The 15971-nt window shown below is 47.6% G+C and carries 17 protein-coding genes; 5 read left to right on the top strand and 12 right to left on the bottom strand.

What is annotated here, in order from left to right; translation table 11 throughout:
- Positions 1-124 precede the first annotated feature (124 nt).
- The 5 genes from GZ78_RS31010 to GZ78_RS15755 form a co-directional block, all read right to left on the bottom strand.
- Complete coding sequence (locus GZ78_RS31010) at positions 125-259, bottom strand: hypothetical protein (RefSeq protein ID WP_407919789.1); 135 nt, start codon at positions 257-259, stop codon at positions 125-127.
- Between the two features lie 153 nt (positions 260-412).
- A complete protein-coding gene (locus tag GZ78_RS15770) occupies positions 413-958 on the bottom strand; it encodes a PilW family protein (RefSeq protein WP_034837837.1) in 546 nt (181 codons plus the stop codon).
- Positions 958-1191, bottom strand: coding sequence for a hypothetical protein (locus GZ78_RS15765; RefSeq protein WP_152558767.1), 234 nt, complete (start codon positions 1189-1191; stop codon positions 958-960). Before GZ78_RS15765 ends, GZ78_RS15770 begins: the two co-directional genes overlap by 1 nt.
- Positions 1192-1251: 60 nt before the next feature.
- A complete protein-coding gene (gene pilV, locus GZ78_RS28380) occupies positions 1252-1428 on the bottom strand; it encodes a type IV pilus modification protein PilV (RefSeq protein WP_034838466.1) in 177 nt (58 codons plus the stop codon).
- Complete coding sequence (locus GZ78_RS15755; protein ID WP_161787414.1) at positions 1425-1955, bottom strand: GspH/FimT family pseudopilin; 531 nt, start codon at positions 1953-1955, stop codon at positions 1425-1427. Before GZ78_RS15755 ends, pilV begins: the two co-directional genes overlap by 4 nt.
- Positions 1956-2347: 392 nt before the next feature.
- Between GZ78_RS15755 and GZ78_RS15750 the strand changes: the two genes are divergently transcribed.
- The 4 genes from GZ78_RS15750 (at position 2348) to GZ78_RS15735 (ending at position 8147) form a co-directional block, all read left to right on the top strand.
- A complete protein-coding gene (locus GZ78_RS15750; RefSeq protein WP_034837830.1) occupies positions 2348-4438 on the top strand; it encodes an EAL domain-containing protein in 2091 nt (696 codons plus the stop codon).
- 173 nt (positions 4439-4611) lie between these two features.
- Positions 4612-5823, top strand: coding sequence for a hypothetical protein (locus tag GZ78_RS15745; RefSeq protein ID WP_152558766.1), 1212 nt, complete (start codon positions 4612-4614; stop codon positions 5821-5823).
- Between the two features lie 79 nt (positions 5824-5902).
- A complete protein-coding gene (locus GZ78_RS15740; protein WP_034837825.1) occupies positions 5903-7525 on the top strand; it encodes an NAD+ synthase in 1623 nt (540 codons plus the stop codon).
- Positions 7526-7778: 253 nt separating this feature from the next.
- Entirely contained in the window at positions 7779-8147 is a 369-nt protein-coding gene (locus GZ78_RS15735) for a hypothetical protein (RefSeq protein WP_034837823.1), read from the top strand.
- On the opposite strand, the gene coaE is transcribed toward GZ78_RS15735, so the two are convergent.
- The 3 genes from coaE to GZ78_RS15720 all read right to left on the bottom strand — a co-directional run bounded on the left by coaE (position 8123) and on the right by GZ78_RS15720 (position 11058).
- Positions 8123-8725 carry a dephospho-CoA kinase gene (coaE, locus tag GZ78_RS15730; protein WP_034837821.1) on the bottom strand — a complete coding sequence of 201 codons (603 nt, stop codon included), beginning with the start codon at positions 8723-8725 and terminating at the stop codon, positions 8123-8125. The genes GZ78_RS15735 and coaE overlap by 25 nt on opposite strands.
- A 7-nt stretch (positions 8726-8732) precedes the next feature.
- The gene (locus GZ78_RS15725) at positions 8733-9605 is read right to left on the bottom strand and encodes a prepilin peptidase (protein WP_034837820.1); all 873 of its coding nucleotides are present in this window, start codon (positions 9603-9605) and stop codon (positions 8733-8735) included.
- Between the two features lie 235 nt (positions 9606-9840).
- Entirely contained in the window at positions 9841-11058 is a 1218-nt protein-coding gene (locus GZ78_RS15720; RefSeq protein ID WP_034837818.1) for a type II secretion system F family protein, read from the bottom strand.
- 54 nt (positions 11059-11112) lie between these two features.
- On the opposite strand from GZ78_RS15720, the gene GZ78_RS29540 reads away from it, so the two are divergent.
- Positions 11113-11262: a hypothetical protein gene (locus tag GZ78_RS29540; protein WP_161787406.1), complete on the top strand. Its 150-nt coding sequence runs from the start codon at positions 11113-11115 to the stop codon at positions 11260-11262.
- 117 nt (positions 11263-11379) lie between these two features.
- On the opposite strand, the gene GZ78_RS15715 is transcribed toward GZ78_RS29540, so the two are convergent.
- From GZ78_RS15715 to GZ78_RS15700, 4 genes are all read right to left on the bottom strand, one after another.
- Positions 11380-12198, bottom strand: a complete 819-nt coding sequence (locus tag GZ78_RS15715; RefSeq protein WP_034837817.1) for a symmetrical bis(5'-nucleosyl)-tetraphosphatase — start codon at positions 12196-12198, stop codon at positions 11380-11382.
- Between the two features lie 472 nt (positions 12199-12670).
- A complete protein-coding gene (rsmA, locus tag GZ78_RS15710) occupies positions 12671-13501 on the bottom strand; it encodes a 16S rRNA (adenine(1518)-N(6)/adenine(1519)-N(6))-dimethyltransferase RsmA (protein ID WP_407919784.1) in 831 nt (276 codons plus the stop codon).
- A gap of 59 nt (positions 13502-13560) precedes the next feature.
- Positions 13561-14544 (bottom strand): 4-hydroxythreonine-4-phosphate dehydrogenase PdxA, encoded by a 984-nt coding sequence (gene pdxA, locus GZ78_RS15705; protein WP_034837814.1) that lies wholly within the window; start codon positions 14542-14544, stop codon positions 13561-13563.
- A gap of 137 nt (positions 14545-14681) precedes the next feature.
- Complete coding sequence (locus GZ78_RS15700; RefSeq protein ID WP_236631602.1) at positions 14682-15971, bottom strand: peptidylprolyl isomerase; 1290 nt, start codon at positions 15969-15971, stop codon at positions 14682-14684.

Here is a 15971-nt window from a genome sequence, read left to right as displayed (position 1 = left end):
AATGTCGTATATAAAGAAAGCTCCCGGAGGATAACTTTCTGTTCTGAAGTGAGCATGGCAACCGTTCCGTTGTGATAATCAGAACGGTTGCTTAACTTTATTCGAGTTCGAAAAATATAAAACGTTAGTGCTTATGATTCTCTAAACCCGAGGTAATGTCATTACAGCTGTTCTGACCTTTGACACAACGCTCTGCCTCAAGCAAAGCGGTTTCTGCAGCAATAAAAGCAGTTTGATGAGTCCGATAGCTGGCCGACATTCTCTGTTCAAGGCTTGAGAATTGAACTGCAGTCAGGCCAGCCATATCACCATAAGGGTAAGAAAGATCATGGTGTAAAGCAGTGCAGTCCCGTTTTCATCATGATGCCTTTTAATACCGTTCATGATTACCCCTTGTTTCTCAAAGCTATGGTCATGACATATTCCCTGCGTAAAAAACGATCTGGGAGCAGTCCTGACGGGTAATAGCGGCGGCATCTCCGGTTGACAGGGTTGAGCCTAAATGGCTGTTCAGAGTCAAGGTGGAAGTGGAGGTGTCATGGTTGTTGATGGCAAAGACATCGTCAGGATTGACCTTGAAAATAAGGAGGCTTTCCGAGGTGGCCTGGGCATCCATTTTTGACTGGGTGTCAGAAAGGTTCATGCCTTGAAGGGGTTGCTCTGCTGTTAACCATTCATTGGTTGCATTGTTTTGAAGCAGAGCGTTACCGATTGAAGTCTCGTTAATACAGCCGGTGTATCCAGCCATGCGGACATCATTAGACATTGAGCTCATTGCGATTCGGGCTGCTTCCTGCATCAGACCCAGTTGAAAATTTAATCGGTTGGAGTCATTGCTGCTCAGGAATACCTGGGTGACAGAGGAAATGATAAAGATGCCCAACAGCATGGAAATCATCAGTTCGATCAGGCTGAGTCCGTTCTGGTAATACCTGCCCATTATTACCTTGCCCATCATTACATAGTGCTCCTGATAATGACCTGACGACGTGGCTGCCGACCCTTACTGTCATCAAAAAAGACGGTGATTGTGTAGTTTCGACCTTCCGGGGTATCAGTTTTGACGATTGAACCATCTGAGTTGGGTAGTTGGGCATCCAGAATGAATTTCCACTGGTCGATGTCATACCGGGCCAGCTCTGAAGGGCTGCAGTCTGCAGTGTCACAATCATTAGGATAGGAAGAAGGCACACTGCCCACACCGGCAGAGTAGCCGGGTCCATCAACGGCATAAACCGGGTTGGCTTTGGTTCAGTCCAGCATGTCATAGGCAATGATGTTGGACAGGGAATTAAGACAGGCAACATTGTTGTAACTAATGCTTCGGGTTTGTAATGCGGCCATACCGAGCAGGCCTGAAGCCAGAATGATCACGGTGATCAGAATTTCCACCAGAGTCATCCCCACCTGGGCGCGTCTTGAACTCATGGACAAACCACAGAGTCGGTAGAGCGAACCCGGCCTGACAGATTCATACTCACACCTCTGGCAATCGTGGAGGTTGCCTGGCTGTCACAAATCAGGAAAGTACCTGAACTGGTGTTATTAACCGTTCCATCACCTTCAAACACCACCGGAGTAGTGTTACTCCAGGTAATGGATGCAATGGACTCAATGATCTGGGAGCGTCTCAAGGTGTCTGCTCCTGAATCAAATACGCCGTTATTGTTGTCATCGGTGAAAATGATCCAGCCTTGATTCCAGTTGGTAGAGTTCGCTGAACAGCTAGAGCCGTTGATGGAAGCACAGGCAAGGGTATTACTGCCGTTTTTCACGGCTTCACTGCGAGCATATAAAAGGTTGGATATCAGGTTTTGCTGAAGATTAGCGAAGCGAATGGCATTAGACATATCTCTCAGTTGCGGCAGTCCCATTGCGATAATAATGGCTGCGATCAACAGTGTGATCATCAATTCAATTAACGAGAATCCTTTTGTTTTTTTTATAGTGAACATTTTTTCATCGCCGCAGCTGACGAAAAAAGATTTCCTTTGCTTATGGTGGTTTCTGGATTCAAGGTTGCTTGACCGCCCCATGGCATCTGACCAGTTTTTAGCGCTTATCTGATCAGTCTAGAAGTGGATTGTCTTAATCTGGGTATAGGGTCAGAGAACCTTTGGAATTAAAAATGAAGATCCGCCGTGGTAAAAACAGGGGCGGGTTTTTGACATAGGCTAACTGGGTTAATCCATAGAACCATTTTGTAAAGAAACTTTGTGAAGAAACAGAGAAGGTTTGTTTTTGGATGGAGCCGATACTTTATAAAACTTATGGCTAATGATTTCAGAAGAACGGCAGTTATAAGGAGGAGATAACCCTTAAACTCTCGCTGAATCAGGTCAATGCCATGGAGCAGGAAAACAGGGAAACCATCCGACTGCTGATAGTTGATGCCTCCTCTGAAGAAGCTGAGGCACTGCTCAATGTCTATCGGGATGCTGGATACCCGACCAGAGCCCATCATGTCACTTCAATGGAAAGTCTGGAAGATGCGCTGTCCGGACATCAAAAATGGGATCTGATAATTATTTCTACTGCAGAATTGCCCGAGGGCTTAACTGTCAGCCTGGTTCTTGATCGAATTGACCAGCAGGGCAGGGATATACCTTCCATTGTTTTGGCAGAACATCCTGAAGAAGAGCAGCTGGAGTTGTTCAAACTGGGAGTAAGAAGTGTCATTACACTGGATAGTGACGAGTTGTTGCTACTGACTTCAGACCGGGAAATTGAAGATCTCAATACTCGCAGACATTACCGAAGAATGAGTGTTGCTCTGAATGAGTCAGAGAAGCAAAGGCGTAATCTGCTGGATGATCAGGTTGATGCCATCATTTATATCAGTGAAGGTCAGGTAAAATATTCCAACCCGGCTTTCAACGAGTTAGTAGGCCTGGATGCGGCTGCCAGCTTGGCAGGCCAGTCCTTCAGTGACCTGGTGGCTGAAAAAGATCGCAAGGATGTAGGTGACTTTCTGATCAGTATTGAAGACAGTGGTCAGGCCCTTGCTGCCATTCAGTGTTCATTGCTGGTTGACCAGGAAGATGAACTACCTGTCAGAGCGATGGTCAGCCCCACATCATTCGATGGGCGGTACACATTAAGCCTGCTGGTTAGACCTCAGGAGTTGGAAGACACACCGGAAATAGAGCAGGAAGAAGTGGAAGTAGCCCGTCCTGACAGCGAAACCCATTTGTATGATAAAGAAGCTTTTAAAGAGCAGCTGGATGTTGCCATGCAAAGAGTGGTAGCCGGAAAAGACAAATTTGCCTTGCTTTGTATTACTTTGGATTCGCTGCGTGCTCTCCACGCCAAAGGAGGGAAAAGGATCAGTCAGCCTTATCACAAAGAAGTCAGTTCACGGCTTGGATTGGAACTGGTTGAACACAAGGCTGCCAACTGGAGTGGAGACTGTGTCATGGCTCTGGTTAAGGCAGGCGATGAAAAAACGGTCAGGATACTGGCAGATCAGGTTATGAAGGGGGTTACTGAAGAGTTTGTCACTCTCGGCAATAACGAAATCCCCGTTAAGTTGAGTTTGGGAAGTGTGGTACTGACTGATGCCAGCAGCGATCTCAAAACACAGTTGGTAAGAGCCAGGCACGCAGCAACACAAGCACAAAAAGAAGGGGGTAGAAAACTCTGTTTCTACCACAAACGTAAGATTAATGCGGTCAGTTCGGTAGAGAAGCATTTAGCCGGAATGATCAGTCAGGCTCTGAAAAATGATAATTTTAAACTGAAATATCAGCCAGTAATCAGTCTGAAAGGGTCTTCTGAAAAGCACTTTGAAGTCCAGCTGCGAATGGTGGATGTCAGAGGTCGTGAACATGACTCGGTGACTTTCCGGAATAAGCTGGATAAGAATGCACTTTGGAGTAAAGTCGATCGCTGGCAGGTCATAGAAGCGGGAAAAGAGCTTTTGAATACAGCCCGCAGTAAAGACAAGATCCGGCTATTCCTGCATTTGGGGGGGAACGCTATTCTGGAGAAGGAATTTCTTCCCTGGATGGGGGTAGCACTCAAAGCTGCGGGAATTCCTAATTCATCAGTCGTGGTGGAGATCAGTGAACAAAATATTGTTCGCTTCAATAAGCAGGCTCCCGACTTTTTTGGGGCAGTGAAGGCTCAGGGGTTTTGTACCGGTGTCAGTGAGTTTGGTTGTAGTTTGAATCCGATGGAGACCATTGCGCCGTTAGCTTTGGATTATGTGAAGGTGGATCCTTCTTTCACTAAAGACTTGACCACTGAAAGGCAGGGAGAAGAACTCAAGAAGATGATTCTGGCGCTGTCAGAAGAAGGGCAGAAGGTTATTGTCCCTCAGGTTCAGAGTGCTGTTGAGATGGCCCCACTCTGGCATTCAGGGGTTGATTTTATTCAGGGTGACTTCCTTCAGGAGCCTGCAGAACACATGGACTTTGACTTCGAGGGTGAGTTCTAGAAAGACAATTCTGAAATAACTGCTATACCTCTTTCCATAAAAATTATTTCTGATCAGGTGAGTACGTTATGGGAAGGGTCTTCTGGCTTCTGTGTCTATTGCTTTTTTGTAGAGTGTGTTCCGCAATCCCCTTTTATTACTTGATCTGTTCCAAATGTAATTCGGATTCCTTAGTGCTTTCTGGTCAGGGAGCACAATGCAGCAATAATCACGAAACCTTGTCCGTTTCAGCTGCTGAGGTGATTTCTGCTCTGGAACAGCAGGATCCTGCGAATCATGTTATTCAAATTGAAGAAATCTGTACCAGTCAACCTACCCGACGGTATTCAGCAAGTGTCCAGCAACTTATCCAGTCCATGCAAGAAAGTACTAATATTCAGGTGCAAAGTCTTTCTGAAGGGCTCGATGTTTCATTGTGGCAGCCAATCATTGCATTTCCAGCCATTGAAGCCATTCTTTTGTCTATGGAACCTGAGCTCAATGGCATTGAGCTAACAGAAGAGAAGGTGCTTACAGCTTTGCAGCTGGCCGCTATTCATTTTCAAACTCTTGCGGCAGGTTCTCATTTTGAGAATTCCACTCCTTTGGACAGAGCAGTAAAGCTCTGGTTGTTGTTTAAACTCTGGCTGATAAACACTCTGAGTCTTCAAGTAGACGAGCAGGTGCTGTTAAAACTACTGAAACTGATTTTTGAGGGAATGGGGAATGCCTCATTTCCTGTTGAGGGTGTTGTAGCTTTGCAGATTAATCCTGCGCCGTTAGTCGCCTCGTCTCCGGGTCAGCTTGCCAGTACAGAGCTGCTGCTTCAGTTGGAAAGCCTGACAGAAGGGCAGCAATTGTCATTCAACATTCCTCATAATGGTGTATTAATTGCTCAAAATCTGGGCAGTGGTCAGGTTCTTCTGATCTTGAATAACAATCTTACTGTGACGGCTCAAAACCAGGATCAACTTCAAAAAATATTGAATATTTTATTCTCGTTTACATTGGACAATTATCAGCCTCCTGCTGAACCTGAATACAGTCCTCCTTTACCGGTGAATCGACCCAGCGCTGTGAATGCCCAACTCACTTCGTGGGTATCAGGTCAGCCCCCCGTTATTTCGCTTGCAAGGGAGGCCGTGGTGTTGGGTAGCCGGCTTTTAATGGGTACTGTTATAGGTTTTGTTGTTGGTAATGCCGTCAACAGGGTGACGTTTGGAAGCCACATAAGAAATAACATACCGTTGTTAATGGGGATGTTATTCGGTCAGGCAGCTTTATGGAGTACGCCGTATGAACATTCACCAAGATTTACACAAGAAACCAATATGCACAGAGAGTATGCAAGGTCTTTTTGGGAATTTTTCCTCTGGCTGACTCGGCCTCCAGCAGATCCAGATTGATTTTGAGTTTTACACAGACAGCAACATCGTTGAAAATAGCCCGCTCTCAGATTGAAGATAAAGACATCAGGCTTTTTTAATGTCAGCAAAGCTCAATATCGTCATGGCCCAGCTTAACCTCAAGGTGGGCGATATCGACGGCAATACCCACCGAGTGATCGAATCGGCGGAACAAGCGCGTGATCAGCATCAGGCCGATATGGTGGTTTTTCCTGAACTGACACTCTGTGGTTATCCACCAGAGGATCTGTTGCTCAGGCCCAGTATGGTGCTGCGAATTGAGCAGGCTGTTAGCAAGCTTGCAGCCGTTAAAGGTATCGATCTTGTGATGGGTTTGCCCGCCATGGGGGCTCATGGTCTTGAAAACCAGGCGGTAGTGCTGAGGGATGGTCAGGTTGTGGCACGGTACGCAAAGCAGCATCTGCCAAACTATCAGGTGTTTGATGAAAAGCGTTATTTTATACCGGGTCAGAAACCCTGCATTTTTGAGTGTAAGGGCGTAAAACTGGCTTTAACCGTTTGTGAAGATCTTTGGTATCAATCCCCTGCAAAGCAAGCTTTGGAAGCCGGGGCTGACCTGATTCTCAGTCTGAATGCGTCACCATTTCATAAAGACAAGCAATCTATTCGGTACGAAACCATTCGTAGTCGTTGTCATGAAACAGGTTTACCTGTGCTGTATGTCAATCTCTTTGGTGGGCAGGATGAGCTGGTGTTTGATGGTGGCTCGTTCGCAATGAACAGCAATGGTCAGGTAGCAGTCAGAGCCGATTACTTTACTGAAGGTCTGTATACAGCCTGTTTTGACACATCTGTGAAGGCTTTTGACCAGGAAATTGTCCCAGAGCTGCCCTCCTTGCATGAAAGAGTCTACAAGGCTCTCGTCACCGGCGTTCGTGACTACGTCAATAAAAATGGTTTTAAAGGCGTCGTGCTTGGCTTATCGGGCGGGATTGATTCTGCGTTGACCCTGGCTATTGCCAATGACGCCCTGGGTGCTGAACGGGTTCAGGCGGTTATGATGCCATTCCGTTATACCTCAAATATGAGTCTGGAAGACGCTCAGGAAGAAGCAGACATTTTAGGGGTAGATTATTCAGTGATGCCCATTGAGCCGATGTTTGATGCTTTTATGGGTACCCTGAGCGCTCAGTTTGAGAATACTCACAAAGACACCACAGAAGAAAACCTTCAGTCCCGTTGTCGGGGGGTCATGCTGATGGCCATTTCCAACAAGAAGGGCTATATGGTTCTTACCACCGGTAACAAGAGTGAAATGGCTGTTGGTTATGCCACGCTCTATGGTGATATGTGTGGCGGTTACAATGCCCTCAAAGATGTGCCCAAGACTCTGGTTTTTGCGTTGTCAGAATACCGAAATACTCTGGGCTATGTGATTCCGCAACGAGTTATTGATCGTCCACCTTCAGCTGAACTGGCCCCTGATCAGGTGGATGAAGACAGTCTGCCTCCCTATGATGACCTGGACAGAATCATAGAAATGTATGTGGAGGAAGATAAAAGTGCTGAAGCTATCATTGAATCCGGTTTCGACAGAGAGACTGTTTATCGAGTGCTACGACTGATCGATATTAATGAATTCAAGCGTCGACAGGCCGTTGTGGGTGTCCGTATTACCCCCAGGGGTTTTGGACGGGACCGCCGTTACCCGATTACCAATGGCTGGCATCTAGGAATCTAGGAGGCTGACCGAGAATAGCGTCCGAGCATAAAATTCAGTAGAACGAGTCAGTTTTTTCACTGAATTTGTGCGAATAGTTGACCTATTTAAGCAAATTCAGTGGAAAAGATGGCCGTTCTTTCTGGATTTTAGGCCGGGCTGTCTATTTTCGGTCAGCCTCCTAGGAGCCTGACCGAGAATAGTAGTCTGACTGGACGGACGGAAAATCTCTTCTACTCTTGTACTGTGTATTTAAACAGTGCAAGAGGTTGTCATGGACAAAGAATCTACGGTAGAAGTGCTCAAGCAACTGGCTGAAGGGGTGCATCCTTCTACGGGAGAAATCTTTTCAGACTCCGCACCTTATCAGCATCCACTGATTATTCGTTCTCTCTATTCTGCTATTCAGCTGTTGGAGCCTTCCCGAAGAAAGGCTGCTGCAAACAGGCCCGGCAAGGCTGGAAAACCCTGGAGCAAGGAAGAGGACGAGCAGTTAACCGTGGAGTTCAATAATGGGTTGGGAACCAAAGAGTTGGCAAAGATATTGGAAAGAAGCCCTTTTGCCATTGAAGCCCGGCTTGTGAAGCTGGAACTTCAGGAAGCGAGTCCCAATATGGCTTACGTGTTTGCCAAACCCAGGTAAGTCTGGTGAATCCGATCCAGTTGTTGAAATAAATGATCCAGCGAGCGGCTATTATCAACAACCTCATCGGCTTTTTCCAGTCTTTGATTTCTGGAAGCCTGTTTGGCCATTATGGACTGGGTTTGCTCTTTGCTCATACCGTCCCGACTCATGGTTCTTTCCAGCTGAACTTCTTCAGGGACATCAACCACCAGAATACGATTTGTGAGCACATGTTGATCGGTTTCAACCAGAAGAGGAGAAACCATGATCGTGTAGGGAGATGAAGAGGCTTCCAGTTCCTGAACAATCTGGTCACGAATCAGAGGGTGTAACAGCTGCTCCAGCCATACACGTTCGCTGTCGTTATTAAAGACAATGTCCCTGAGTTTTCTTCTGTCCAGGGTGTCTTCATCTGTCAGAATATCTGGACCATGTCTTTCTGCAATTTTCACCAGGGCAGGGCGGCCAGGTTCTACTACAACTCTTGAGGCCTGGTCTGCATCTACAACGGTAATACCCAAGCTGGAAAAGTAGTCGGTCACTGCCGTTTTACCACTGCCAATACCACCTGTTACGCCTATAACCAACTTACTCATGCTCAGCTCACAGCCCCATTATCTGCAGGTAAGATTGAACCAGTGTCTCGCCCCAAAGCAGGGCAATAAAGCCCGCAGCTGCCAGGTAGGGACCAAATGGAATGGGATTGCTGCGTTCCTGTTTTTTCATAATGATCAGTACAACCGCTACAACAGTGCCGACCAGTGATGACAGCAGGATAATCAGCGGCAGCATTTGCCAGCCCATCCAGGCCCCCAGAGCGCCGAGTAACTTAAAGTCTCCGTAGCCCATGCCTTCCTTGCCGGTGATCAGTTTGAAAAGCCAGTAGACCGACCACAGGGATAGATAACCAGCAGCAGCTCCGAGTACAGCGTCCTGTAAAGGCGTAAACAACCCGAAAGTATTAGCCAGCAGTCCCAGCCAGAGCAAAGGCAGGGTTATGCTGTCAGGTAGCAGTTGGGTGTCCAGATCAATCATGGTCAGAGCCAGCAAAGACCAGATCATAAAGCACAGTAAAACTGTCTGGAGAGTGGCTCCAAAGTAGATGCCTACCGACACAGTTAACAAGGCAGAAATGATTTCAATGATCGGATAACGGGCAGAGACAGATGTTTTGCAGGAAGAACAACGACCTTTCAACATCAGATAGCTGATAACCGGAATATTCTCCCAAGGCTTGATCTTGTGACCACAGTTTGGGCAAGTAGAGTCCGGCTTGATCAGGTTGTAGGGTTCCATCTCGGAAGGCACTTTGTCCGGATGCAGAGCTTCCAGGCATTCCAGTTTCCATTGGCGCTCCATCATGATCGGCAGACGCAGGATCACTACATTCAGAAAACTACCGACCAGAAGTCCAACAAGAGTGAGGGTAATGTAAAAATAAGTGGGTGAAGATTGCAGCAGTTCTAGGAGTGCCATTAGTCAATAAGTCCGGTTTTTTAATATGAAAGTGCCGCTCGTTCAGGCGCTGAAACATGTTTTTAATTCGATGTCAGCGACACTTTTTCTCATAGTTGTTTCTGGTGTTACTTTACTTGATTTTCGCAGCAAGTGCATATCTGATGGTCTGTGAGAAAGGTCTGCATATCATTGAGGAGCTCATAACAGTAAAGAACCCAAGTCTTTACTGTTATTTTGATGATGATTTGTTTTCTTACACGACTGCGCCGAGCTGGAAGATTGGCAGGTACATGGCAATGATAAGACCACCTACCAGCACACCCAGAACGGACATGATCAGGGGTTCCATCAAACTGGTTAAACCATCTACCATGTTGTCGACTTCATCTTCGTAGAAGGTGGCAACCTTATCCAGCATTTCATCCAGGGCACCGGACTCTTCACCAATAGCCACCATTTGTACTGCCATGGCCGGGAATATTCCGGAGTTTCTCATGGAGAACTGCAGTTGCTGACCACTGGACACGTCTTCTTTTATACGTTGGGTAGCATCGGAATAAACGACATTACCTGAAGCGCCGGCTACCGAGTCTAGAGCGTCTACCAGTGGTACACCGGCCGCAAAGGTAGTGGATAGGGTTCTGGCAAAACGGGCTACAGCGGATTTGTCGAGAATCACACCGATCACTGGAATCTTGAGAACGATCCGGTCCACCCTGTCACGGGCCGCTTTGGAGCGCTGCAACAGTTTTTTAAACATAAAACCCAATACAACCAAGGCTGCAATAGCCAAATGCCATGAACTCTGGACAACTTCAGAAATGCCGATAACCATTTGAGTAAAGGCTGGCAGCTCAGCACCAAAGCCCTGGAAAACTTCCTCAAACTGGGGCACTACGTAGACCAGCAGGATACCGGTAACGATCATGGCGACACCGACAACCGCGATGGGGTATTTCATCGCTTTCTTGATTTTGGCTTTGAGTGCCTCAGTTTTTTCTTTATAAGTGGCAATTCTGTCAAGCAGTGACTCAAGTGAGCCAGACTGTTCACCGGAGGCTACAAGGTTACAGTAAAGATCATCAAAATAGAGAGGGTGGTTTCTCAGTGAATCCGCCAGGGTAGTACCTCCGGCTACATCATTTTTGATTTTCCCGATGAGGTCTCTCATGGCAGGCTTTTCGATACCGTCAGCGGTGATATCAAAGGCCTGTAATAGGGGAACCCCTGCTTTCATCATGGTGGCAAGTTGACGGGTGAACAGGGCTATATCCATGGGCTTTATCTTGCCGCCCTTGGTACCCAGGGTCATCCCCTTCTTTTTGACTTTTGCGGAATTAATTCCCTGCTTACGGAGTTCGGCCTTCACCAAGGCAATACTGGCCCCTTGGACTTCTCCCTTGACCTTCCGCCCACTTTTGTCCTTACCTTCCCAGACGAATGTGGCTATTTTTGTTGGTTTACGTGCCATATCTAGCCCGTTCCGTAGCTTCTTTTGTAATTCTTAATAAGCACTGCCTGAAGGATGATCGAGAATAGTGCCAAGCTGTCTATTCTGGTCAGCCTCCCCATGCAGTGGCGTTGTACCGCTCTTAACGGAGTCCGCTATAGGGATTTCTTTATAGCGCTAATGGCTTTGTCGGCGTCTATTGTACGAGACCTTAGAGAAACTTGATACGAAGCAAGGAACAAAATCAGAAAAAGGTGACAAAAGTCCTGAAGATTGGTGATTTTTCACACTGTAATCATAGCGTTATCGAGAAAACAGACTTCCGTTTTCCGCTGTTTTTGATCATACATCTTGATAGCTGCAATCTACGGAGGTAGTACTGTAGTCATCCAGGTTCAGGGCTGTGAGGCAACGTCCCCAAACACAACCGGTATCAAGAGCATGAATCTTCTTGCGCTGACTGTCTCCTTCCAGAGCGGCCCAATGACCAAAAATAATACGTTCCTTATAGACAGGGCTCTCAGGGAAACTGTACCAGGGGGCAAACTTTTTTCTGGCAGAAGCGGTTTTGTTATCGAGGTCGAGTCGACCATATTGATCACAAAAGCGCATTCGTGTCAGGTAAGCGGCTGTCAGTTTGAGTTTTGCCCGACGGGTATAAGCTTCTTCCATTGAGTTGATCGAACTTGATTTGAAGAGGAATTGCAGAAACTCTCTGTAATCATCACCCTGAAGCGCTTTCTCCAGTTTTCCTGCGTACAGACATGCCTGTTTCAGGGTCCAGATGGGAGGAATTCCGGCATGCACCATTGTCACTTTTCGTTCTTTATCGTGGTGTAACAATGGTTGATGTCTGAGCCAGTCGATCAACGAGTCTCTGTCAGGAGCGCTGAGCAAAGGACCAAAAGTATCTTTTTTTTTGGATCTGCGTACTCTGGCTGCTACCGCCAGCAAGTGCAAGTCATGGTTGCCTAACACTGCAGTGCAGTTGCTACCGAGGCTTTTCAGGTAGCGTAATGTGGCCAGAGAGTCTGGTCCACGATTTACCATATCGCCCGCCACCCATAGCTGATCGCGACCCGGTTTGAACTGGACTTTATCCAGCAGGCGTCTGAGAGGCTGGTAACATCCCTGAATATCACCAACAGCGTACACAGTCATTAACAATAATCTCCTGAACCTGTGCGTATGGGGCAGGCACCTCCATTACAGGTTTTATAAAGGTTCTAGGAGGCTGACCGAGAATAGACAGCCCGGCCTAAAATCCAGAAAGAACGGCCATCTTTTCCACTGAATTTGCTTAAATAGGTCAACTATTCGCACAAATTCAGTGAAAAAGCTGACTCGTTCTACTGAATTTTATGCTCGGACGCTATTCTCGGTCAGCCTCATGGGCCTTTAACATCAAATTGAGAAATTTTTAATTGAAAAACTCAGAAGCCAGCCCTGATTCAGGACTGGCTTCTGGCCGGCTCGAAAAACATCCTTTTCTTCGTTTACCGGGTTGATATTGTTTAAGATAGCCAACTGATTAAGTGATGGTCAGCCAGTTATCGGTACAGTATTGAAAACTGTATTTCTCTGTTAATAGTAGTAACTCACTCACTATCAGGCTTGCAAGTTGCCTTGTCGTCTATCGCTTATCGGCTGCTTTCTTGTGCAGGTAGTTAGCAATAGAGACAAACTCGGGAAGCGTCACGGTTTCAGGGCGGCTAACGGGGTCGATACCCAGTTCTGTCAGCTCATCGGCAGAGATCAGTTTTTTCAGTGTATTACGCATGGTTTTGCGTCTTTGCTGAAAGGCCTCCCGAACAATTCTTTCCAGCAGCTTTACGTCATCTGCCGGGTAAGGAATTGTTTTATACGGCTCAAGTCGTACGATGGCGGAGTCGACTTTAGGCGCTGGTTTAAAGCAGCCTGGACCCACGACAAACAGGTTGTCTATCTTGCAATAATACTGAGCCATGATGCCGAGGCGGCCATAATGTTTTTCACCGGGCTGGGCAGCGAGTCTTTCAACGACTTCTTTCTGAAGCATGAAATACATATCATGGATCAGGCCCTGAAATTCAAGTAGATGGAAGATCAGAGGCGTAGAAATATTGTAGGGCAGGTTGCCTACCAGTCTGAGCATTTCATCTTCTTTTCTGAGAGAAGAGAAATCAAACTTGAGCGCATCTCCTTCATGAATCCTGAATTCAGGGTTCAGTCCAAATCTCAGCTTCAGGGTAGGGATCAGATCCCGGTCCAGCTCAACTACGTCCAGTTGCCCGGCGTCGTCCAGGAGGAGCTCGGTCAGCGCTCCCTGGCCCGGGCCGATTTCCACGATTCGGTCGCCCGCCTTTGGGTGTATGGAACGGATAATCCGTTGAATGACACCGTGATCGTGCAGAAAGTTCTGACCAAATCGTTTACGGGCCTTGTGGTAGGGAATTTCAGCCATGCTTTCTTTCGCTATAGGCATTTGACAAACTAAACGAGCAATAGAGGGGGCGCTATCATAGCGGCAGATAACCCTTTTGGCTACTGAACCATCTCAAGTGCATAACGAATAGCAGTAAATAGGCTGCCGGAATCCGCTTTTCCTGTACCCGCAAGATCCAAAGCCGTGCCATGGTCCACCGACGTTCGAATAATGGGAAGGCCCAGTGTGATGTTCACAGCATTGCCAAAACCTTTGTATTTGAGAACGGGCAGACCCTGATCGTGATACATGGCCAGAACCGCATCTGCGTCGTCCAGATATTTAGGGTTGAAGAGTGTGTCGGCCGGTAGAGGGCCTATCAGGTTCATGCCCTGGCTGTTTAACTGGTCGAGTACGGGAATAATGGTTTCTATCTCTTCCATGCCAAGGTGCCCACCTTCGCCGGCGTGAGGGTTCAGTCCACATACCAGAATTCTGGGGTTCACAATGGCAAACTTTGTTGCCATATCGTTGTGGAGGATGCTGATGACTTCTGCAAGAGAGGACTGGGTTATGGCAGACGATACGTCTTTTAAAGGCAGGTGTGTAGTGGCCAGCGCTACTCTCAGTCCTTCAGTTGCCAGCATCATTACCACTTTTTGGGTGCCGGTTTTTTCGGCCAGAAATTCAGTATGGCCACTGAAGGGAATGCCAGCATTATTGATGACTTCTTTGCTGACAGGTGCGGTGACCATGGCACCAAACAGGTCATTTTGGCACCCTTTTACTGCATAACTCAGCATCTCTAAAACATAGGCGCTGTTGGTTTCGTCCAGTTGTCCTGCGCAGCAGGGCCCGGCCAAATTGATGGGGGCGACCAGGAGAGTTCCGGCGGGAGCGGGTTGTCTTTCATCAGGGTTGAATATCTTTAACTTTATATCTAAACCCAGGTCCCGTGCACGCTCAGCCAGAAGTTCAGGGTCTGCAGCAATAACTATTTGTGCAGGAAGAGGCTGGGAAGCCAGCTGAAGGCACAGGTCAGGTCCAATGCCTGCAGGCTCGCCGGAGGTTATGATCAGTCTGGGCAGTGCGTTGCTTGTCATAAAACAGCCATGAGCAGGGAGTCTGCCGGCTAAGTCCAGCAGGCTCCTGGAAAAAGTAATTTGCAGGAATGAGAGTCTATAAAAAAGCAACGCCCCGGAAAACCGAGGCGTCAATTTTTATAGGCTCAAGCCGTGTTTCAGAGGCGAACTTCTACGTAGCTCTGGTCTCTGATTTCACGCAACCACACTTGAAGCTCTTCTTCAAATTTGCGGTTGCCCAGAATTTCACGAACCTTGTTCCTGCGAACCTGGTTGCTAATATCTGAGTTGCGTGTGCCCAGCACTTGCAGTACGTGCCAGCCATATGAGCTCTTGAAAGGTTTGCTGATAACTTTCTGTGGCGTCTCTTTCATAGTCTTCTGGAATTCCGGAACCAGTGATTTTGGAGAAACCCAGTTCAGGTCGCCGCCGTTCAGCGCTGAGCCTGTGTCGTCAGAGTAGGCCTTGGCCAATTCTGAAAAATCCTGTCCTTTTTCGATGCGGTCATAAATGCTCTTGGCCAGCATCTGTGCTTCCAGATCACTGCGAATCTCGTTGGGCTTGATCAGGATATGGCGAACATGTACCTGTTGCTCCATATGCTTTTCATTGCCACGGGTGTTGATCAGCTTAAAGATGTGAAAGCCGCCAGGGCTGCGGATCGGTGCAGACACGTCTCCTTCTTTCATCTTCAGTGCCTGTTTCGCAAAAAGGGTTGGCAGTTGATCGGCAGAACGCCAGCCCAGGTCTCCACCATTCAGAGCATTCTGGCCGCTGGAATAGGTGAGTGCCATTTCTGAAAAGTTAGCCCCTTTGTCGAGCTGAATAGAAATATTATTGGCTTTCTTTTCAGCTTCCCGAACCTGGTCAGGTGTGGGGTTATCTGGAGTGGCAATCAGAATGTGGCCAAGACGATATTCAATCTGCATGCTGGCCTGACCTTCAGGCGATTTGAGAAAGTTATCCACTTCCTGCTCGCTGATCTGAATACGCTCAGCAATCTGGCGTTGGCGCACACGGTTGATGATCATCTCACGACGGATCTCTTCCCGGGCATTGGCGTACGACAGGCCGTCAGATTCAAGATTCTTCTTGAAAGCTTCCACGGACATGCCATTACGCTTCGCTATTTTGCTGATGGCGTCATTCAACGTCCAGTCATCAATGCGGATTCCTCCCCGCTGGCCCATCTGCAATTGCAGATTCTCAAGAATCAGTTGCTCAAGCACCTGCTTCTTAAGAATGTTGTCAGGAGGCATGGGGATATCTCGGCTGCTCAGCTGGCGCTGGACAGCTTCAATACGATTATTAAGCTCGCTTTCCATTACCACGTCCTTATCGACGACGGCAACAATGCGATCCAGTGGTGCAGGCTTGGCGTTAGCCGTACCGCCGGCTACTGAAAGTGCGCAGCAGGCGGCTAAGAATAGATTTTTCAATCCCTTCAT

Origin of the sequence: Endozoicomonas numazuensis, from assembly GCF_000722635.1 — a bacterium.
In the GTDB taxonomy this organism is placed as follows: domain Bacteria; phylum Pseudomonadota; class Gammaproteobacteria; order Pseudomonadales; family Endozoicomonadaceae; genus Endozoicomonas_A; species Endozoicomonas_A numazuensis.
The sequence above is the reverse complement of the archived record's forward strand: the minus strand, read 5'-3'. Positions and strand labels throughout refer to the sequence as shown.

What these genes read in the sequence shown, in the direction of transcription:
- GZ78_RS31010 (WP_407919789.1), bottom strand. Translation starts at nt 259, where the DNA reads ATGTCGGCCAGCTATCGGACTCATCAAACTGCTTTTATTGCTGCAGAA.
- GZ78_RS15770 (WP_034837837.1), bottom strand. Translation starts at nt 958, where the DNA reads ATGATGGGCAAGGTAATAATGGGCAGGTATTACCAGAACGGACTCAGC.
- pilV (WP_034838466.1), bottom strand. Translation starts at nt 1,428, where the DNA reads ATGAGTTCAAGACGCGCCCAGGTGGGGATGACTCTGGTGGAAATTCTG.
- GZ78_RS15755 (WP_161787414.1), bottom strand. Translation starts at nt 1,955, where the DNA reads ATGTTCACTATAAAAAAAACAAAAGGATTCTCGTTAATTGAATTGATG.
- GZ78_RS15750 (WP_034837830.1), top strand. Translation starts at nt 2,348, where the DNA reads ATGGAGCAGGAAAACAGGGAAACCATCCGACTGCTGATAGTTGATGCC.
- GZ78_RS15740 (WP_034837825.1), top strand. Translation starts at nt 5,903, where the DNA reads ATGTCAGCAAAGCTCAATATCGTCATGGCCCAGCTTAACCTCAAGGTG.
- GZ78_RS15735 (WP_034837823.1), top strand. Translation starts at nt 7,779, where the DNA reads ATGGACAAAGAATCTACGGTAGAAGTGCTCAAGCAACTGGCTGAAGGG.
- coaE (WP_034837821.1), bottom strand. Translation starts at nt 8,725, where the DNA reads ATGAGTAAGTTGGTTATAGGCGTAACAGGTGGTATTGGCAGTGGTAAA.
- GZ78_RS15725 (WP_034837820.1), bottom strand. Translation starts at nt 9,605, where the DNA reads ATGGCACTCCTAGAACTGCTGCAATCTTCACCCACTTATTTTTACATT.
- GZ78_RS15720 (WP_034837818.1), bottom strand. Translation starts at nt 11,058, where the DNA reads ATGGCACGTAAACCAACAAAAATAGCCACATTCGTCTGGGAAGGTAAG.
- GZ78_RS29540 (WP_161787406.1), top strand. Translation starts at nt 11,113, where the DNA reads ATGATCGAGAATAGTGCCAAGCTGTCTATTCTGGTCAGCCTCCCCATG.
- GZ78_RS15715 (WP_034837817.1), bottom strand. Translation starts at nt 12,198, where the DNA reads ATGACTGTGTACGCTGTTGGTGATATTCAGGGATGTTACCAGCCTCTC.
- rsmA (WP_407919784.1), bottom strand. Translation starts at nt 13,501, where the DNA reads ATGCCTATAGCGAAAGAAAGCATGGCTGAAATTCCCTACCACAAGGCC.
- pdxA (WP_034837814.1), bottom strand. Translation starts at nt 14,544, where the DNA reads ATGACAAGCAACGCACTGCCCAGACTGATCATAACCTCCGGCGAGCCT.
- GZ78_RS15700 (WP_236631602.1), bottom strand. Translation starts at nt 15,971, where the DNA reads ATGAAGGGATTGAAAAATCTATTCTTAGCCGCCTGCTGCGCACTTTCA.